This is a genomic window from Mesorhizobium sp. WSM4935, assembly GCF_029625735.1.
In the GTDB taxonomy this organism is placed as follows: domain Bacteria; phylum Pseudomonadota; class Alphaproteobacteria; order Rhizobiales; family Rhizobiaceae; genus Mesorhizobium.
This window is the reverse complement of the sequence record NZ_JARTVR010000003.1, coordinates 1-14,341: the sequence shown is the minus strand read 5'-3', so window position 1 is coordinate 14,341 and position 14,341 is coordinate 1. Positions and strand designations below refer to the sequence as shown.

Sequence of the window (14,341 nt, the reverse complement as noted above, 5' to 3'; positions counted from 1 at the left end):
CCGCCGATCCTTGGAATTCATGCTCAATATTGGTCTTCGTAACGCTTGGCGAGGTCTTCGATGTTTTCCGGCGGCCAGTCCGGCACTTCCATGCCGAGATGCAGGCCCATGGCCGCCAGCACTTCCTTGATCTCGTTCAGCGACTTGCGGCCGAAGTTCGGGGTGCGCAGCATCTCGGCTTCGGTCTTCTGGATCAGGTCGCCGATATAGACGATGTTGTCGTTCTTCAGGCAGTTGGCCGAACGCACCGAAAGCTCGAGCTCGTCGACCTTCTTGAGCAGCGCCGGATTGAAGGCGAGCTCGGTGACGGCTTCGGTGGCGACTTCCTTCTGCGGCTCGTCGAAGTTGACGAACAGCGCGAGCTGGTCCTGCAGGATGCGAGCGGCGAAAGCCACTGCGTCCTCGCCGGAGATCGAGCCGTTGGTCTCGATGGTCATCGTCAGCTTGTCATAGTCGAGCACCTGACCCTCGCGGGTGTTCTCGACCTTGTAGGAGACCTTCTTGACCGGCGAGTAGAGGCTGTCGACCGGGATCAGGCCGATCGGCGCGTCCTCGGCGCGGTTGCGCTCGGCCGGCACATAGCCCTTGCCGGTGTCGACGGTGAATTCCATGCGGATCTCGGCGCCCTCGTCCAGCGTGCAGATGACGTGGTCGGGGTTGAGGATCTCGACGTCGCCGACGGTCTGGATGTCGCCTGCGAGCACCGCACCCGGCCCCTGCTTGCGAACGACCATGCGCTTGGGGCCATCGCCTTCCATGCGGATGGCGATTTCCTTGATGTTGAGCACGATATCGGTCACGTCCTCGCGCACGCCGGCGATGGACGAGAATTCATGCAGCACGCCGTCGATCTGCACGGCGGTCACAGCCGCGCCGCGCAGCGAAGACAAAAGCACGCGCCGCAGCGCGTTGCCCAGCGTCAGGCCAAAGCCGCGCTCGAGCGGCTCGGCCACCAGCGTGGTCAGCGTCTTCTTCTTCGACGAGAACTCGATCTTGTTCGGCTTGATCAGTTCCTGCCAGTTTTTCTGGATCATAAATGTCTTCCTTCCTTTGCCCCGCCACCATCCAATCGTGGCGGGCGACACGGAAAACCGCGGAGGAACGCCGTGGCGTTCGCGCGGCGCTTAAAAATCAGACGCGGCGCTTCTTGCGCGGACGGCAGCCATTGTGCGGGATCGGCGTCACGTCGCGGATCGAGGTGATGGTGAAGCCTGCGGCCTGCAGCGCGCGAAGGGCAGATTCACGGCCCGAGCCGGGTCCGCAGACCTCGACCTCGAGCATGCGCATGCCATGTTCCTGCGCCTTCTTGGCGACGTCCTCGGCAGCCATCTGGGCGGCGAAGGGGGTCGACTTGCGCGAACCCTTGAAGCCCTGGGCGCCAGCCGACGACCAGGCAATCGAATTGCCCTGTGCGTCGGTGATGGTGATCATGGTGTTGTTGAAGGTCGAATTGACGTGGGCAACGCCCGACGAGATGTTCTTGCGTTCGCGACGGCGAACACGAGCGGCTTCCTTGGCCATGGTAGTCCTTTCAGTTGATCTCTACACCGCCGTAATGCCAGCGGCTCCACCTTGGAAAGGCAGTAGGGGAATAGGGCAGTAAGGGAGTAGGGAAACGCTATCCCTATTGCCTTACTGCCCTACTCCCTTACTCCCTTAATTACTTCTTCTTGCCGGCGATCGCCTTGGCCGGGCCCTTGCGGGTGCGCGCATTGGTGTGCGTGCGCTGGCCGCGGACCGGCAGCGAGCGGCGGTGACGCAGGCCGCGGTAGCAGCCGAGGTCCATGAGCCGCTTGATGTTCATCGAGACTTCGCGGCGCAGGTCGCCTTCGACCTGGTAGTCGCGGTCGATCGTCTCGCGGATCTGCAGCACTTCCGCGTCGGTCAGCTGGTTGACGCGGCGGTCCGCCGGGATGCCGACCTTGTCGACGATCTCCTGGGCAAACTTCTTGCCGATGCCGTGAATGTACTGAAGCGCAATGACGACGCGCTTGTTGGTCGGAATGTTGACGCCGGCTATACGAGCCATTTTCTTCTCTTTCTCCATGTGGGCCGGATAAGCCGGCGCTGTTGCCCCGCGTCCGGTGGAGGCCGGCCCTTGCGGGAGTTTCCTGGTTCAAAGCCGATGCCTTGCCCGCAAGGGCAAGCAAAGTCCATGCCTGATAGGAAGACGGGCCGCCATACCCCAACGGTCCACTCCAGTCAAGCGCAATCTTCAATTGTCGCCAAGCGCAATCTTCAATTGCCGGCGCGGCCTACTTCGCCGCGGCCGCGAGAACCTTGCCGATCTCGGCGGTCACGGCATCGATACTGGCCATGCCGTCGACGGTCTTGAGCTTGCCTTTGGCGTAGTAGTAGCCGGTCAGCGGCGCCGTCTTCTTGTAATATTCGCGCAGGCGTTCCTCAAACACCGCCGGGTTGTCGTCCTTGCGCACCGGCTGGCCGGCGGCCTTGGCGTCGTCGGCGCGTTTGACGATTCGGCCAACCAGCGCCTTGTCGTCGACGACAAGCTCGATGACGGTGTCGAGTGCGATGCCGCGCTCGGCAAGCATGGCCTCGACCGCGTCGGCCTGGACCAGTGTGCGCGGATAGCCGTCGAGGATGAAACCCTTGGCGCAATCCGGCTGATCGATGCGTTCGGCGACGATGGCGTTGACGATCTCGTCCGAGACCAGCTCACCCGCATCCATCACCGCCTTGGCACGCTTGCCGACCTCGGTTCCGGCCTGGACGGCGGCACGCAGCATATCACCCGTCGAGAGTTGCGGAATGCCGTGTTTTTCTACCAGTCTTTGTGCTTGCGTCCCCTTGCCCGCTCCTGGCGGCCCAAGCAATATCAGCCTCATCTGCTCCTCTTACCCCCGCGCAACTTCGACTTCTTGATCAGGCCCTCATACTGGTGCGCGATCAGGTGGCCCTGAATCTGCGCCACCGTGTCGAGCGTGACACTGACCACGATCAGAAGCGATGTGCCACCGAGATAGAAAGGTACGCCAGTCGCCGAAATCAGGAACTCCGGCAACAGACAGACCAGCACCAGGTAGATGGCGCCGACGACGGTGATACGCGTCAGAACATAGTCGATATATTCGGCCGTGCGCTCGCCCGGACGATAGCCCGGAATGAAGCCGGAATGCTTCTTGAGCTGGTCGGCCGTGTCCTTCGGGTTAAAGACGATCGCCGTATAGAAGAAGGCGAAGAAGACGATCATGCCCGCATAGAAGATCATGTAGAGCGGCTGGCCATGGCCGAGCGAGGCCAGGATCGTGCTTGCCCAAGCCGGCAGGTTCGTCGTCTGCGAGAAGCCCGCGACGGTCGCCGGCAGAAGCAGCAGCGAGGACGCGAAGATCGGCGGGATGACGCCCGAGGTGTTGAGCTTCAGCGGCAAATGCGAGGTATCGCCCTGGAACATGCGGTTGCCGACCTGGCGCTTCGGATACTGTATGAGCAGGCGGCGCTGCGCGCGCTCGAAGAAAACGATCAGCGCGATGACGACGATAGCCAGCACGATGATCGCCAGAATGAGGCTCGTCGACAGCGCGCCGGTGCGGCCGAGTTCCAGCGTGCCGGAGATCGCCCGCGGCAAGCCGGCGACGATGCCGGAGAAGATGATCAGCGAAATGCCGTTGCCGATGCCGCGCGCGGTGATCTGCTCGCCGAGCCACATCAGGAACATGGTGCCGCCGACCAGCGTGACGACGGTCGAGATGCGGAAGAACATGCCCGGATCGTTGACGATGCCGTTGCCGCCTTCGAGGCCGATCGAAATGCCGTAGGCCTGGATCAGCGCCAGAAGCACGGTGCCGTAGCGCGTGTACTGGTTGATGATCTTGCGACCCTGCTCGCCTTCCTTCTTCAGCGCTTCCAGCGACGGGATGACCGAGGTCATCAGCTGCATGATGATGGAGGCGGAGATGTAGGGCATGATGCCCAGCGCAAAGATCGCCATGCGCTGCACGGCGCCGCCGGCGAACATGTTGAACATGCCGAGGACGCCCTTGCTCTGCGAAGAGAAGGCCTGGGCGAAAGCATCGGGATTGATGCCGGGAAGCGGGATATAGGTGCCGAGGCGGTAGACGAGCAGCGCGCCGATGGTGAACCAGATGCGCTTCTTGAGATCCTCGGCCTTGGCGAAGGCCGCGAAATTCAGATTGGAGGCTAGTTGTTCAGCAGCCGAAGCCATGCCTGATTCTCCGCTAGAGCATGATGCCGAAAAGTGTGGAGCGGTTTCCGGACGATATCATGCTCTACTTCATTGATTTCCGTGTCACGCTCGATGCCTGCAGCTCAGGCGGCGCGTGTCACCGAAGCTCACGAGATAAGCTCCGGACCGTAAACATGCAAGCGGCCGCGTTGACGCGGCCGCCCAATTCATCCGGTCAAAGCCCGGTTCGACGGAAAATGCGAAGTCATCCCGGTCGGCCGTGCTTCAAATCGCCGTTACTCGGCGGCGGCCGCTTCCGGCAGCTTCACCGAACCGCCGGCCTTCTCGATCTTCTCGATCGCGGCCTTGGAGGCGCCGGCGACGTCGAAGGAGAGCTTGGCCTTGAGCTCGCCGTCGGACAGCACGCGCACGCCGTCCTTGGCGCGGCGGATGACGCCCGCGGCAACCAGGGCCTCGGCCGTCACGGCCGCCTTGGCGTCGAGCTTCTTGGCGTCGATCGCCGCCTGGATCTTGGCGAGCGACACAATCGCGAAGCTCTTGCCGAACAGGTTGTTGAAGCCGCGCTTCGGCAGGCGCCGATAGAGCGGCATCTGGCCGCCCTCGAAGCCATTGATGGCAACACCCGACCGGGCCTTCTGACCCTTGACGCCGCGACCGGCGGTCTTGCCCGAGCCGGAGCCGATGCCGCGACCGAGGCGCTTCCTGGAATGCGTGGCGCCGTCCTTGTCACGCAGATCGTTGAGTTTCATCATTCTTCTCCTGCGCTTCCGTTCACGCCTCGTCCACGACGCGGACGAGGTGCTGGACGGCGGCGATCATGCCGCGCACGGAAGGAGTATCTTCCAGCGTGCGCCGCTTGTGCATCTTGTTCAGGCCGAGGCCGACCAGCGTCGCGCGCTGCTCCTTCGGCCGGCGGATCGGGGAGCCGATCTGCTCGACGGTGATGGTCTTGGTAGCTTTCTTGGCCATGGTCGAAATCCCTGGTCAGCGTCGACTATTCTTCAGCCGCAACGGCGGTGCCGCGGCGGGCCTGAAGGGTCGAGTACTTGATGCCGCGCGCGGCAGCCACATCCTTCGGATGCATCTGGCTCTTCAGCGCGTCGAAGGTGGCGCGAACCATGTTGTAGGGGTTCGACGAGCCCATCGACTTGGCGACTACGTCATGCATGCCGAGCGTCTCGAAGACGGCGCGCATCGGACCGCCGGCGATGATGCCGGTACCCTGCTTGGCGGCGCGCAGCAGAACGCGTCCGGCGCCCCAACGGCCCTCGACGTCGTGATGCAGCGTGCGGCCCGAACGCAGCGGCACGAAGATCATGTCGCGCTTGGCCGATTCGGTAGCCTTGCGGATGGCTTCCGGCACTTCGCGCGCCTTGCCGTGGCCGAAGCCGACGCGGCCCTTCTGGTCGCCGACGACGACGAGAGCGGCAAAGCCGAAACGACGGCCACCCTTCACCACCTTGGCGACGCGGTTGATGTGGACGAGCTTGTCCACCATGCCGTCGTCACGCTCTTCGCGTTCACGCTCGCGGCCGCGGCCGCCTTCCCTACGTTCCTGTGCCATATCCTAGTCCTTGTTCTTTTCCGGAAGCACGGGTTGCTAATTACTGACGCCGCTTTTGGGCCGCCAGCGGCGAAATTAGAAGCTGAGACCGCCTTCGCGGGCAGCTTCGGCCAGCGCCTTGACGCGGCCATGATAGATATACGGGCCGCGGTCGAAGACGACTTCCTTGACGCCGGCCTTCGCGGCGCGCTCGGCGATCAGCTTGCCGACGGCAGCGGCGGCAGCGGTGTCGGCGCCGGTCTTGAGCGAACCCTTGAGATCCTTCTCGAGCGTCGAGGCGGCGGCCAGCGTGTGGCCCTTGGTGTCGTCGATCACCTGGACATAGATGTTTTTCGAGGTGCGATGCACCGACAGACGCGGACGCTCGCCGGCGACCTTCTTGATCTGGCGGCGGATGCGCTGCGCGCGGCGCTGGGTGGCTTCTTTCGTGCTCATACTATCAGTTCCCTGCCTTCAGAAAACGGGGGCAACCCTGTGCGGTAGGCCAAGCCTCCCGCGGCCGCTCCCCGCGGCGTTACACTTCTGCAGCTTAACCCTTTGCGAAAAGTCCGAAACTTTTCGGGGCCACGCCTGTTACTTCTTCTTGCCTTCCTTGCGCACGATGCGCTCGTCGGCATAGCGCACGCCCTTGCCCTTGTACGGCTCCGGACCGCGATATTCGCGGATCTCGGCGGCGACCTGGCCGACCTGCTGCTTATCGATGCCCGAGACCGTGATTTCGGTCGGCTTCGGCACCGAAATGGTGATGCCCTGCGGCGTCTCATAGATCACGTCGTGGCTGAAGCCCAGCGCGAGTTGCAGGTTCTTGCCCTGCATGGCGGCGCGGTAGCCGACGCCGGTGATCTCAAGCTTCTTCTCGAAGCCGTCCTTCACACCCTGCAGGATGTTGACGATCTGCGTGCGCGACATGCCCCACTTGGAGCGGGCGGTCTTGGTCTGGTCGCGCGGCTGGACGGAGATCTCGTTGTTCTCCATCTTCACCAGCACTTCGTCGTTCACCACGAACTTCAGCTCGCCCTTCGGGCCCTTCGCCGTCACGGTCTGGCCGTTGACGGTCGCGGTCACGCCCTGGGGCAGCGAAACGGGTTTCTTTCCGATACGAGACATTTTGTTGTCCTCGTCATTTCTTTCGTTTCAGGTTCCAGTTCCCGGGCGCGATCCCGAGAACCGAAGCCCATTCATCAATCTCTTGGCCGATCAGAAGATCTGGCAGAGGATCTCGCCGCCGACATTCTGCTCGCGCGCTTCATGGTCGGCCATGACGCCCTTCGGCGTCGAAAGGATGGCGATGCCGAGGCCGTTGGCGACCTGCGGGATCGACTTGGCCGAGACATAGACGCGGCGGCCGGGCTTCGAGACACGCTCGATTTCGCGCACGACCGGGGCGCCGTCGAAATACTTCAGCTCGATCTCGATTTCCGACTTGCCGTTTTCGAAGTCGGTCTGGCTGTAGTCGCGGATATAACCTTCCGACTTCAGCACGTCGAGGACGCGGGCGCGCAGACGCGAGGCCGGAGTCGAAACGCTCGACTTCTTGCGGCCATAGGCGTTGCGGATGCGGGTCAGCATATCGCCGAGAGGATCGCTCAATGACATCTCAGTGTCTCCTTACCAGCTCGACTTGACCAGGCCCGGGATCTGGCCCGTGTTGCCCAGATCGCGAAGCGCGATACGCGAAAGCTTGAGCTTGCGATAGTAGGCGCGCGGACGGCCCGTGACTTCGCAGCGGTTGCGGATGCGGATCTTGGCCGAGTTGCGCGGCAGCGCCGAAAGCTTCAACTGGGCGCGGAAACGCTCTTCCATCGGCTTGGACTGATCCATGACGATGGCCTTGAGCGCCGCACGCTTGGCGGCGTACTGACCGGCAAGCTTGCGGCGCCGGTTGTTCTTCTCGACTGAGCTGGTCTTTGCCATTTCAGATTTTTCCTTTTTCGCTGCCGTTACTGGCGGAAGGGGAAGTTGAAGGCCTTGAGCAGCGCTCTGGCCTCGTCATCCGTCTTCGCCGTCGTACAAACGATGACGTCCATGCCCCAGACCTGATCGACCTTGTCGTAGTTGATCTCCGGGAACACGATATGCTCCTTGATGCCCATGGCGTAGTTGCCACGGCCGTCAAAGCTCTTCGGGTTCAGTCCGCGGAAGTCGCGAACGCGCGGCAGCGCGATGTTCACGAGGCGGTCGAGGAACTCGTACATGCGTTCCTTGCGCAGCGTGACCTTGGCGCCGATCGGCATATTCTCGCGCACCTTGAAGCCCGCGATCGACTTGCGCGAGCGGGTGACGACGGCCTTCTGGCCGGCGATCAGCGCGAGATCCTCGGCCGCGACCGAGGGCTTCTTGGAATCGGCGGTTGCTTCGCCGACACCCATGTTCAGCACGATCTTGTCGATGCGCGGAACCTGCATGTCGTTCTCGTAGCCGAACTGCTCCTGCAGCGCCTTGCGGATGGTCTCCTGATAGACCTTCTTGAGGCGCGGCTCGTTCTTGGCAGCCGCCTGCTTGGTTTCAGCCTTAGCCATTGATGACTTCTCCCGAACGCTTGGCGACGCGCACCTTTTTGCCGTCCTTCTGGATGGTGAAGCCGACGCGGGTCGGCTTGCCGTCCTTGGGGTCGGCCAGCGCGATATTCGACAGGTGGATCGGCGCTTCCTTGGTGATGATCCCGCCCTCTTGGGACTGGGTCTGCTTCTGGTGGCGGCGAATGAGGTTCACGCCGCGGACGACAGCAGTGTCTTCCTTCGGCTGCACCGACAGGACTTCGCCCGAACGGCCCTTGTCCTTGCCGGCAAGCACGACGACCTTGTCGCCTTTTCTGATCTTTTGCATTGGTCCGGCTCCTTACAGCACTTCAGGCGCGAGCGAGATGATCTTCATGTGGTTCTTGGCGCGCAGCTCGCGCGGAACCGGCCCGAAGATACGGGTGCCGATCGGCTCTTTCTTATTGTCGACGAGAACGGCCGCGTTCTTGTCGAAACGGATCACGCTGCCGTCCGGACGGCGGATGTCCTTGGCCGTGCGAACCACGACCGCCTTCATCACGTCGCCCTTCTTAACGCGGCCGCGCGGAATGGCTTCCTTGATCGACACCACGATGATGTCGCCGACGGAGGCATACTTCCGCTTCGAGCCGCCCAGCACCTTGATGCACATGACACGACGCGCGCCGGAATTGTCCGCGACGTCGAGGTTTGTTTGCATCTGAATCATGACTGGCCGCCTTCTTCTTTTCTAACGGGACGGGTTCTTCACCCCTCCCCGGTCTGTCCAAAATTCGGTTCGTTCGCCCGGATCAAGCCTGATCCGAAGAGACGACAACCCAGCGCTTGTCCTTCGAAATCGGCTTCGATTCCTGGATGAACACCTGGTCGCCGACCTTGTGAGCGTTGTTTTCGTCGTGCGCCTTGTACTTCTTGGTCATGCGCACGGTCTTCTTCATCACCGGATGGGTGAAGCGACGCTCGACCTTGACCACGACCGTCTTCTCGTTCTTGTCGCTGACGACGGTGCCCTGCAGGATGCGCTTTGGCATGGTTCTCGTCCTTAAGCCTTCTTGGCCGCGGCTTTTTCCGCGGCGATGGTCTTGATGCGCGCGATGTCCTTGCGAACCTGCTTCACGCGCGCGGTCTTCTCGAGCTGACCGGTGGCCTTCTGGAAGCGCAGGTTGAACTGCTCCTTCTTGAGGGCGGCCAGGTCGTCGGCCAGCTGATCCTGGGTCTTGGTCCGGATGTCTTCGGCTTTCATGATCGCCTGTCCTTATTCTGCGATGCGCTGCACGAAGCGCGTCTTGACCGAGAGCTTGGCGGCGCCGAGACGCAGCGCCTCACGCGCGGTCTCCTCGCTCACGCCGTCGATCTCGAACATGATGCGGCCGGGCTTGACGCGCGCCGCCCAATAGTCGACGCCGCCCTTGCCCTTACCCATGCGGACTTCGGTCGGCTTCGAGGTCACCGGCAGATCCGGGAACACCCGGATCCAGACGCGGCCGGCGCGCTTCATCTCGCGGGTGATCGCGCGGCGGGCCGCCTCGATCTCGCGCGCGGTGACGCGGTTCGGCTCAAGCGCCTTCAGCCCGAAACCGCCGAAATCCAGGTTGGTGCCGCCCTTGGCGGCACCGTGGATACGGCCCTTGAACTGCTTGCGGAACTTTGTGCGCTTTGGCTGCAGCATCGTTCTAACTCCAAATTCTCAAATGTCTCAGGCGTTCTCGCGACGACGGCCGCGTTCGCGCTCGCCACCAGCACCACCGCCGCCATGCGCGGCATCGCCCTCGGTTGCACGGCGCTCGGAAGCCATCGGGTCGTGCTCGAGGATCTCGCCCTTGAACACCCACACCTTGACGCCGCAGATGCCGTAGGCCGTGTTCGCCTCGGCCGTGCCGTAGTCGACATCGGCGCGCAGCGTATGCAGCGGCACGCGGCCTTCGCGGTACCACTCCATGCGCGCGATTTCGGCGCCGCCGAGACGACCGGAGCAGTTGATGCGGATGCCTTCGGCGCCGAGACGCATGGCCGACTGAACGGCGCGCTTCATGGCGCGGCGGAACGCGATACGGCGCTCGAGCTGCTGGGCGATCGACTGGGCGATCAGCGTGGCGTCGATTTCCGGCTTGCGCACTTCAACGATGTTGAGATGCGTCTCGGACTTCGTCATCTCGGTCAGCTTCTTGCGAAGCTTCTCGATATCGGCGCCCTTCTTGCCAATGATTAGGCCCGGACGCGCGGCGTGGATGGTGACGCGGCACTTCTTGTGCGGACGCTCGATCACGACCTTCGAGATCGCGGCCTGCTTGAGTTCCTTCTCGAGATACTTGCGGATCTTGAGGTCCTCGTGCAGCAGCTGGCCGTACTCGCCGGTGTTCGCGAACCAGCGCGAATCCCAGGTGCGGTTGATGCCGAGACGCAGCCCGATCGGATTGACTTTCTGGCCCATTATGCGGCCTCCCCTTTTTCCTCGACTTCACGGACGACGATCGTGAGGTGCGAGAACGGCTTTTCGATACGGCTGGCGCGACCGCGGCCACGGGCGTGGAAGCGCTTCATGACGATCGACTTGCCGACATAGGCTTCCGCCACGACCAGCGCGTCGACGTCGAGGTCGTGGTTGTTTTCCGCATTGGCGATCGCCGATTCCAGCGTCTTCTTGACCGTGCCGGAAATCCGCTTGGCCGAGAATTCGAGGTCGGAAAGCGCTGTCGCGACCTTCTTGCCGCGGATCAGCGCGGCAACCAGGTTGAGCTTCTGCGGGCTGATGCGGATCGTGCGCAGAACGGCACGCGCCTCGTTATCAGCAAGCCTGCGCGGAGCTTTGGCCTTGCCCATGATTATTTCCTCTTCGCCTTCTTATCCGCGCCATGACCGTAATAGGTCCGGGTCGGAGCGAATTCACCGAACTTGTGGCCGACCATGTCCTCGTTCACCGAGACCGGGACGTGCTTCTGGCCGTTGTAGACACCGAAGGTGAAGCCGACGAACTGCGGCAGGATGGTGGAGCGACGGCTCCACATCTTGATCACCTCATTGCGACCACCCTCGCGAACCTTGTCCACCTTCTTGAGAAGGTAGCCGTCGACGAAGGGGCCTTTCCAAATCGAACGAGTCACTTGGCGTTACCTCTTCTTAGCTCTTGCGCTGATGGCGCGAGCGCACGATGAACTTGTCGGTCGCCTTGTTGGACCGCGTCTTCTTGCCCTTGGTCGGCTTGCCCCAGGGCGAAACCGGGTGGCGGCCACCCGAGGTGCGGCCCTCGCCGCCGCCATGCGGATGGTCGACCGGGTTCATGGCCACGCCGCGATTGTGCGGGCGCTTGCCGCGCCACACAGTACGACCGGCCTTGCCGTCATTGATGTTGCCGTGGTCGGGGTTCGACACCGCACCGACGGTGGCCATGCAGGAGCCGTGCACGACGCGCTGCTCGCCCGAGTTGAGGCGCAGGATCGCCATGCCCTGGTCGCGGCCGACGAGCTGGGCGTAACCGCCGGCCGAACGGGCGACCTGGCCGCCCTTGCCCGGCTTCAGCTCGATGTTGTGGACGATGGTGCCGACCGGCATCGAAGCCAGCGGCATCGCATTGCCCGGCTTCACGTCGACCGCTTCGCCGGCCACGATCTTGTCGCCGGCAGCAAGGCGCTGCGGGGCCAGGATGTAGGACAGCTCGCCGTCGTCATACTTGATCAGCGCGATGAAGGCGGTGCGGTTCGGATCGTATTCGATACGCTCGACCGTGCCGACGACGTCGTACTTCTTACGCTTGAAGTCGATGATGCGGTACGAACGCTTGTGACCGCCGCCGATGAAGCGGGCCGTGATGCGGCCGTAATTGTTGCGGCCACCCGACTTGGTCAGGCCTTCGGTCAGGCCCTTGACGGGCTTGCCCTTGTAGAGGCCCGAGCGGTCGACGATGACCAGCTGACGGGTGCTCGGCGTTACCGGGTTGAATTTCTTAAGTGCCATTGTCCTGTCCTCGCGGCCTTGCTCAGAGACCCGTCGCGACGTCGATCGACTGGCCGTCGGCCAGCGTCACAACCGCCTTCTTGACGTCGCCCTGGCGGCCAACCGTGCCGCGGAAGCGCTTGATCTTGCCCTTGCGGACGAGCGTGTTCACAGCCGTCACCTTGACGCCGAAGAGAGCTTCCACGGCAGCCTTGATTTCCGGCTTCGACGCCTTCTTGGCGACGTTGAAGACGACCTGGTTCTGCTCGGAAGCCATGGTCGACTTTTCGGTGATCGCCGGCGAGACGATCACGTCGTAGTGACGGAGGTCGGTCATTTAAAGCGCTCCTCGAGAGCCTCGACGGCGGCCTTCGAAAGGACCAGCGTGCCGCGGCGCAGAATGTCGTAGACGTTGATGCCCTGAATGGGCAGCACGTCGATGTTCGGAATGTTGGTCGCGGCCAGCTTGAAGTTCTGGTCAAGCTCGGCTCCGCCGATCACCAGGGCGTTGGTCAGCCCAAGCGTCTCGAGATTCGCCGCCAGCGCCTTTGTCTTGGCCTCGGCGAGCTTCAGCTCGTCGACGATGATGAGCGAAGCGCTCTTGGCCTTGGCCGAGAGAGCGTGCTTCAAACCCAGCGCGCGCACCTTCTTCGGCAGCTCGTGCTCGTGGCTGCGCACGACTGGGCCGTGCGCCTTGCCGCCGCCGCGGAACTGCGGAGCGCGAGCCGAATGGTGACGGGCGCGGCCCGTACCCTTCTGCTTGTACATCTTGGCGCCGGTGCGCGCGATCTCGGCGCGGCCCTTGGCCTTGTGCGTGCCCTGCTGCTTCTTGGCGAGCTGCCAGCGCACGACGCGCTGCAGGATGTCTTCACGCGGATCAAGGCCGAAAATCTCCTCGGAGAGTTTCACCTTGCCGGCGTCCTTGCCGCCGAGCGTTGTGATCTTGAGGTCCATTATTCCGCTCCCTCAGTGGCCGGGGCTTCGTTCTTGGCGGCAGCGGCACGGATCGCGGCGGGCTTCGGCGCATTGGCCGGCAGCGCCGCCTTGGCAGCATCGCGAACCAGGATCCAGGCGCCCTTGACGCCGGGAACCGCGCCGCGGATCAGGATCAGGCCGCGGTCGGCGTCGGTCGAGACGACCTCGACATTCTGCGTGGTGACGCGCGTGTCGCCCATGTGGCCGGCCATCTTCTTGCCCTTGAACACCTTGCCGGGGTCCTGGCGCTGACCGGTCGAACCGTGCGTGCGGTGCGAGACCGAGTTACCGTGCGTGGCGCGGCCACCACCCATGTTGTGCCGCTTGATCACGCCCTGGAAACCCTTACCGGTCGAGGTGCCGGTCACGTCAACCTTCTGGCCGGCGACGAAATGCTCGACCGTCAGCTCGGCGCCGACGTCGATCATGTTGTCGGCCGAGACACGGAATTCGGCGAGCTTGGCCTTCGGCTCGACGGAAGCGGCAGCGAAATGGCCGCGCATCGCCTTCGACGTGTTCTTCACCTTGGCAAGGCCAACGCCGAGCTGGACGGCGGTGTAGCCGTTCTTCTCCTGCGTGCGCTGAGCCACGACCTGGCAGTTCTCCATCTGGAGAACGGTGACGGGAACGTGCTCCCCGGCATCGTTATAGATGCGGGTCATTCCCACCTTCTTTGCAATCACACCTGAACGCATCGGTTCAATTCCTTTAGAGTTCCGGGCCAGGGGCAGCGCCCCTTACCGCGCTCTCGTTCCCTTAGAGCTTGATCTCGACGTCGACACCGGCCGCCAGATCGAGCTTCATCAAAGCATCGACCGTCTGCGGGGTCGGATCGACGATGTCGAGCAGCCGCTTGTGCGTGCGCATTTCGAACTGCTCACGGCTCTTCTTGTCGACGTGGGGCGACCGGTTGACCGTGAATTTTTCGATCCGCGTCGGCAGCGGAATGGGGCCGCGGACGTTGGCGCCGGTGCGCTTGGCGGTCGACACGATTTCGCGCGTCGAGGCGTCGAGCACCCGGTGGTCAAACGCTTTAAGGCGGATGCGGATATTCTGTCCGTTCATGCGTCAATTCCTTGTTCTGGCGCGGCGCGGGCAGCTCCCGCGCCCGCGACAGATCCGTTTCAGTCCAATTATTCCTTGATGGTGACGACGATGCCGGCACCGACGGTGCGGCCGCCTTCACGGATGGCGAAGCGCAGCTTCTCT

26 protein-coding genes and 1 pseudogene are annotated in these 14,341 nt (G+C 63.0%); all 27 read right to left on the bottom strand.

Annotated elements, in window-relative coordinates; translation table 11 throughout:
* Positions 1–23: 23 nt before the first annotated feature.
* The gene (locus P9273_RS08065; RefSeq protein ID WP_040994640.1) at positions 24–1,034 is read right to left on the bottom strand and encodes a DNA-directed RNA polymerase subunit alpha; all 1,011 of its coding nucleotides are present in this window, start codon (positions 1,032–1,034) and stop codon (positions 24–26) included.
* A gap of 97 nt (positions 1,035–1,131) precedes the next feature.
* Positions 1,132–1,521, bottom strand: a complete 390-nt coding sequence (rpsK, locus tag P9273_RS08060) for a 30S ribosomal protein S11 (RefSeq protein WP_006205444.1) — start codon at positions 1,519–1,521, stop codon at positions 1,132–1,134.
* A gap of 139 nt (positions 1,522–1,660) precedes the next feature.
* Positions 1,661–2,029, bottom strand: a complete 369-nt coding sequence (gene rpsM, locus P9273_RS08055; protein ID WP_027170351.1) for a 30S ribosomal protein S13 — start codon at positions 2,027–2,029, stop codon at positions 1,661–1,663.
* A gap of 226 nt (positions 2,030–2,255) precedes the next feature.
* Positions 2,256–2,846, bottom strand: a complete 591-nt coding sequence (locus tag P9273_RS08050; RefSeq protein ID WP_278048409.1) for an adenylate kinase — start codon at positions 2,844–2,846, stop codon at positions 2,256–2,258.
* Positions 2,843–4,183 (bottom strand): preprotein translocase subunit SecY, encoded by a 1,341-nt coding sequence (gene secY / locus P9273_RS08045; protein WP_040994636.1) that lies wholly within the window; start codon positions 4,181–4,183, stop codon positions 2,843–2,845. Before secY ends, P9273_RS08050 begins: the two co-directional genes overlap by 4 nt.
* A gap of 257 nt (positions 4,184–4,440) precedes the next feature.
* Positions 4,441–4,914 (bottom strand): 50S ribosomal protein L15, encoded by a 474-nt coding sequence (gene rplO, locus P9273_RS08040; protein WP_040994634.1) that lies wholly within the window; start codon positions 4,912–4,914, stop codon positions 4,441–4,443.
* Positions 4,915–4,936: 22 nt separating this feature from the next.
* A complete protein-coding gene (rpmD, locus tag P9273_RS08035) occupies positions 4,937–5,134 on the bottom strand; it encodes a 50S ribosomal protein L30 (protein WP_027170355.1) in 198 nt (65 codons plus the stop codon).
* Between the two features lie 25 nt (positions 5,135–5,159).
* The gene (rpsE, locus tag P9273_RS08030; protein WP_027046810.1) at positions 5,160–5,729 is read right to left on the bottom strand and encodes a 30S ribosomal protein S5; all 570 of its coding nucleotides are present in this window, start codon (positions 5,727–5,729) and stop codon (positions 5,160–5,162) included.
* A gap of 75 nt (positions 5,730–5,804) precedes the next feature.
* A complete protein-coding gene (gene rplR, locus P9273_RS08025; RefSeq protein WP_278048408.1) occupies positions 5,805–6,164 on the bottom strand; it encodes a 50S ribosomal protein L18 in 360 nt (119 codons plus the stop codon).
* Positions 6,165–6,302: 138 nt separating this feature from the next.
* On the bottom strand, positions 6,303–6,836 hold the full coding sequence (gene rplF / locus P9273_RS08020) for a 50S ribosomal protein L6 (RefSeq protein ID WP_040994630.1): 534 nt from the start codon (positions 6,834–6,836) through the stop codon (positions 6,303–6,305).
* 90 nt (positions 6,837–6,926) lie between these two features.
* Entirely contained in the window at positions 6,927–7,325 is a 399-nt protein-coding gene (gene rpsH, locus P9273_RS08015; RefSeq protein WP_040994628.1) for a 30S ribosomal protein S8, read from the bottom strand.
* 12 nt (positions 7,326–7,337) lie between these two features.
* Positions 7,338–7,643 (bottom strand): 30S ribosomal protein S14, encoded by a 306-nt coding sequence (rpsN, locus tag P9273_RS08010; protein WP_040994625.1) that lies wholly within the window; start codon positions 7,641–7,643, stop codon positions 7,338–7,340.
* 26 nt (positions 7,644–7,669) lie between these two features.
* Complete coding sequence (gene rplE / locus P9273_RS08005) at positions 7,670–8,248, bottom strand: 50S ribosomal protein L5 (protein WP_052457750.1); 579 nt, start codon at positions 8,246–8,248, stop codon at positions 7,670–7,672.
* Positions 8,241–8,555 (bottom strand): 50S ribosomal protein L24, encoded by a 315-nt coding sequence (gene rplX / locus P9273_RS08000; RefSeq protein WP_040983021.1) that lies wholly within the window; start codon positions 8,553–8,555, stop codon positions 8,241–8,243. The genes rplE and rplX overlap by 8 nt, the downstream gene beginning before the upstream one ends.
* Before the next feature lie 12 nt (positions 8,556–8,567).
* Entirely contained in the window at positions 8,568–8,936 is a 369-nt protein-coding gene (rplN, locus tag P9273_RS07995) for a 50S ribosomal protein L14 (RefSeq protein ID WP_006205457.1), read from the bottom strand.
* Between the two features lie 82 nt (positions 8,937–9,018).
* Positions 9,019–9,258, bottom strand: a complete 240-nt coding sequence (gene rpsQ / locus P9273_RS07990) for a 30S ribosomal protein S17 (protein WP_023675136.1) — start codon at positions 9,256–9,258, stop codon at positions 9,019–9,021.
* A gap of 11 nt (positions 9,259–9,269) precedes the next feature.
* Complete coding sequence (rpmC, locus tag P9273_RS07985) at positions 9,270–9,470, bottom strand: 50S ribosomal protein L29 (protein WP_040994623.1); 201 nt, start codon at positions 9,468–9,470, stop codon at positions 9,270–9,272.
* A gap of 12 nt (positions 9,471–9,482) precedes the next feature.
* Entirely contained in the window at positions 9,483–9,896 is a 414-nt protein-coding gene (gene rplP / locus P9273_RS07980) for a 50S ribosomal protein L16 (protein ID WP_040994621.1), read from the bottom strand.
* Positions 9,897–9,923: 27 nt separating this feature from the next.
* The gene (gene rpsC / locus P9273_RS07975; protein ID WP_112129139.1) at positions 9,924–10,658 is read right to left on the bottom strand and encodes a 30S ribosomal protein S3; all 735 of its coding nucleotides are present in this window, start codon (positions 10,656–10,658) and stop codon (positions 9,924–9,926) included.
* Positions 10,658–11,047 (bottom strand): 50S ribosomal protein L22, encoded by a 390-nt coding sequence (gene rplV / locus P9273_RS07970; protein WP_010909277.1) that lies wholly within the window; start codon positions 11,045–11,047, stop codon positions 10,658–10,660. Before rplV ends, rpsC begins: the two co-directional genes overlap by 1 nt.
* Positions 11,048–11,049: 2 nt before the next feature.
* Positions 11,050–11,328: a 30S ribosomal protein S19 gene (gene rpsS / locus P9273_RS07965; RefSeq protein ID WP_040994617.1), complete on the bottom strand. Its 279-nt coding sequence runs from the start codon at positions 11,326–11,328 to the stop codon at positions 11,050–11,052.
* 16 nt (positions 11,329–11,344) lie between these two features.
* Entirely contained in the window at positions 11,345–12,178 is an 834-nt protein-coding gene (gene rplB / locus P9273_RS07960) for a 50S ribosomal protein L2 (RefSeq protein ID WP_040970375.1), read from the bottom strand.
* A 22-nt stretch (positions 12,179–12,200) separates the two neighbouring features.
* Positions 12,201–12,494: a 50S ribosomal protein L23 gene (locus P9273_RS07955; RefSeq protein WP_040983033.1), complete on the bottom strand. Its 294-nt coding sequence runs from the start codon at positions 12,492–12,494 to the stop codon at positions 12,201–12,203.
* On the bottom strand, positions 12,491–13,111 hold the full coding sequence (gene rplD / locus P9273_RS07950) for a 50S ribosomal protein L4 (protein WP_040983035.1): 621 nt from the start codon (positions 13,109–13,111) through the stop codon (positions 12,491–12,493). The genes P9273_RS07955 and rplD overlap by 4 nt, the downstream gene beginning before the upstream one ends.
* On the bottom strand, positions 13,111–13,827 hold the full coding sequence (gene rplC, locus P9273_RS07945) for a 50S ribosomal protein L3 (RefSeq protein WP_040994615.1): 717 nt from the start codon (positions 13,825–13,827) through the stop codon (positions 13,111–13,113). Before rplC ends, rplD begins: the two co-directional genes overlap by 1 nt.
* Positions 13,828–13,888: 61 nt before the next feature.
* A complete protein-coding gene (rpsJ, locus tag P9273_RS07940) occupies positions 13,889–14,197 on the bottom strand; it encodes a 30S ribosomal protein S10 (protein WP_006205468.1) in 309 nt (102 codons plus the stop codon).
* Positions 14,198–14,265: 68 nt separating this feature from the next.
* A pseudogene (locus P9273_RS07935) lies at positions 14,266–14,341 on the bottom strand (EF-Tu/IF-2/RF-3 family GTPase); the annotation flags it as partial.